This window comes from uncultured Limnohabitans sp., from assembly GCF_937889215.1.
In the GTDB taxonomy this organism is placed as follows: Bacteria; Pseudomonadota; Gammaproteobacteria; order Burkholderiales; family Burkholderiaceae_C; genus Limnohabitans_A.
The window spans coordinates 1-2,586 of record NZ_CALBEX010000393.1; the positions used below are offsets into that span (position 1 = coordinate 1).

Sequence of the window (2,586 nt, forward strand, 5' to 3'; positions counted from 1 at the left end):
CACAGGGCAATGCATCCCCAATCTAAGGCGTGGTCATCAGGTTTCGCTTGCCCTGTTCAAATGAGCATCGGCAGCAACAGCGACGCGGGTGATGCGATTTGTAGGTCGGCGCCTTCAGGTCCGACATGGGGCGGTGGTGGGGCGCAATGGTTTGATGTGTCGCTTCGCGAGGGGATGGCTGTCGTACCTGAAGGCCACGACCTACGGGGAGATGTCGGACCTGAAGGCCTCGACCTACGGGGAGGTGTCGGACCGTGATGGGCGCGACGCGGGGGATGCGATTTGTAGGTCGGCGCCTTCAGGTCCGACACCCATCATTCGTGGGTCAGATAATCCATTGGTGTCAGATCACAGTTGTTTTGAATGGATGAAGCGATGAGCAAAGTTTTGGTGGTGGGTGGGGCTGGTTATATTGGTTCGCACATGGTGAAGATGTTGGGCCGACAAGGTTGCGACGTGACGACGCTGGACGATTTGTCGTCGGGGCACCGGGATGCGGTGTTGTGCGGCGATTTTGTGCAAGGCGACATGGGCGACCGCGCTATGTTGGATGCTGTGCTGGCCCGGGGTTTTGATGCGGTGATGCATTTCGCTTCTTTCATTCAGGTGGGCGAGTCGGTGCAGCAGCCTGCCAAGTATTACCAAAACAATGTGGTCAACACGCTGGGTTTGCTCGATGCGATGCGCTCGCATGGGGTGGGGCGTTTTATTTTTTCTTCGACGGCGGCGACGTTTGGCGAGCCGCAGTATTCGCCCATCGACGAGCGGCATCCGCAGCAGCCGATCAATCCGTATGGCCGCACCAAGTTGATGGTGGAGCAGGTGTTGGCCGATTACGAGCGGGCGTATGGTTTGCGTTCGGTGTGTTTGCGTTATTTCAATGCGGCTGGTGCCGACCCTGAGGGGCAGTTGGGTGAGCGGCATGAGCCGGAGACGCATTTGATTCCGCTGGTGTTGCAGGCGGCGTCGGGGCGCAGGCCACACATTGGGGTTTTTGGCCGCGATTACGACACGCCCGATGGCACTTGCGTTCGCGATTACATCCACATCGAAGATTTGTGCTCGGCGCATGGGCTGGCGCTGCAGTCGCTGATGGGTGGCGCGGGCAGCCAAGCTTACAACTTGGGCAATGGCCAGGGGTTTTCTGTGCAAGAGGTGATTGACACCGCACAGCAAGTGACCGGCCGCTCCATTGCCGTGGTGAACGGCCCCCGCCGCGCAGGCGACCCAGCGCGTTTGGTGGCCGATGCGAGTTTGATACGTGAAAAGCTGGGCTGGCAGCCGCGCTATGCCGATCTGGCCACGATTGTGGAACATGCTTGGCGCTGGGAAATCCGGGGCGAGTGAGGGCCTGTCGCTGCGCGAGGGGATAGGTGTCGGACCTGAAGGCCGCGACGCGGGTGATGGGATTGGTAGGTCGGTGCCTTTAGGTCCGACGTGGGGGTGCGATTGGTAGGTCGGCGCCTTCAGGTCCGACATGGGGCGTTGACGTGGTGCAAGGGTTTGACATGTCGCTTCGCGAGGGGATGGGTGTCGGACCTGAAGGCCGCGACCTACGGGGAGATGTCGGACCTGAAGGCTGCGACCTACTTTTTTAGATGGCAGAGGTGAGCGTATGTTTGTTTTGTCGAAGTTGATGTCTGCGATCACGCAGCCGGTGTTTTGGCTGGCGCTGTGGTGGGGATTGGCTTTGCTGGTGTTGGGTCGGCGCAGGCGTGTTGCCGTGCGCATGCTTTGGTCGGGCCTGGTGGTGTTGGGCTTGTTGGGTTTCACGTCGGTGCCGGATTTGCTGTTGCGGCCTTTGGAGAACCGTTACTCGACGCCTGCCAAAGCGGCCATGGCTGGGCAGGTGGGGGTGATTGTGTTGGGCGGTGCCACGGAGCACCCGGGGGTGTTTCAGGCGCATGGGCAGGTGCCTTTGGGTGCGGCGGCCGAGCGCATGTCGGTGCCGGTGGGGCTGATGCGTGAGCACCCGCATCTGCAATTGGTTTTTTCGGGTGGCGAGGGGCGTTTGTGGGCCACAGGCGTGAGCGAGGCGTCATTGGCCAAGGCGTTTTTTGAGGCGCAGGGTGTGGACATGGCCCGTGTGACGCTGGAGGGCGGTTCGCGCACGACCCGAGAAAACGCCCGGCAGGTGGCGGCCTTGTTGGGTGAGCGGTGCCAGCAGCCTTGGCTTTTGGTGACGTCGGCCTGGCACATGCCGCGCTCGATGGCCGAGTTTGAGGCGGTGGGTTGCAAGGTGACCGCGTATCCGGTGGATTTCAGGACGGGCGATGTGTCGGATTGGACCGAGTACGCATTGGCCGACAGTTTGTTGCGTTGGCAAACGGCCTTGCATGAGTGGGTAGGCGGGGCGGTGTATGCGGTGACGGGGTTTGTAGGTCGGCGCCTTTAGGTCCGACGTGGGGGGCGGTGGGGCGCAAGGGTTTGACATGTCGCTTCTCGAGGGGATGGGTGTCGGACCTGAAGGCCGCGACCTACGGGGGAGTGTCGGACCTGAAGGCCGCGACCTACGGGGGATGTTTACCGCCTGCTGGAGCCGAGCTTGGCCGAAAGCCTGTTTGCCGCTCTGCGCGAAAGCGCCCG

The 2,586-nt window shown here is 61.6% G+C and carries 2 protein-coding genes; both read left to right on the forward strand.

The window, feature by feature from the left end; genetic code table 11:
- Positions 1–375 precede the first annotated feature (375 nt).
- A complete protein-coding gene (galE, locus tag Q0341_RS09935) occupies positions 376–1,347 on the forward strand; it encodes a UDP-glucose 4-epimerase GalE (RefSeq protein WP_299512714.1) in 972 nt (323 codons plus the stop codon).
- 289 nt (positions 1,348–1,636) lie between these two features.
- Positions 1,637–2,395 carry a YdcF family protein gene (locus Q0341_RS09940; protein WP_299512716.1) on the forward strand — a complete coding sequence of 253 codons (759 nt, stop codon included), beginning with the start codon at positions 1,637–1,639 and terminating at the stop codon, positions 2,393–2,395.
- Positions 2,396–2,586: the final 191 nt, after the last annotated feature.

Bases quoted from the DNA above. Each gene is read 5' to 3' on its own strand.
- Q0341_RS09940 (WP_299512716.1), top strand. From the start codon at position 1,637: ATGTCTGCGATCACGCAGCCGGTGTTTTGGCTGGCGCTGTGGTGGGGA.
- galE (WP_299512714.1), top strand. From the start codon at position 376: ATGAGCAAAGTTTTGGTGGTGGGTGGGGCTGGTTATATTGGTTCGCAC.